This window comes from Elizabethkingia argenteiflava, assembly GCF_009904105.1.
Taxonomy (GTDB): Bacteria; Bacteroidota; Bacteroidia; order Flavobacteriales; family Weeksellaceae; genus Elizabethkingia; species Elizabethkingia argenteiflava.
The window spans coordinates 1-220 of record NZ_JAAABJ010000298.1 but is presented as its reverse complement, the minus strand read 5'-3'; the positions used below and the strand labels follow the sequence as shown (position 1 = coordinate 220).

Genomic DNA, 220 nt, shown 5'->3' with positions numbered 1-220 from the left:
TACCTTCCAGCTCATCGGTAATGATTAGCTGGCGTTTGGGCACAATCTTAGGTTCAAAAGTACCCAGGCGGTCACGACCAGTTTCTAACTCAAATGAGCCAGCACTTAGACTACGCACGGCCTTCTTCGTTTTACCGTTCTTACGGTTAATTTGCTCGTTAAGTTTATCTTGAGCAAGGTGGTATTCAAGCTAACCGGACATCATAGATTCCAGAAAGTG

At 45.0% G+C, this 220-nt stretch carries 1 pseudogene; it reads right to left on the bottom strand.

Going from position 1 to position 220, the window contains the following annotated elements:
• Positions 1–157 (bottom strand): annotated as a pseudogene (locus tag GNY06_RS03225) (transposase); the annotation flags it as partial.
• Positions 158–220 lie beyond the last annotated feature (63 nt).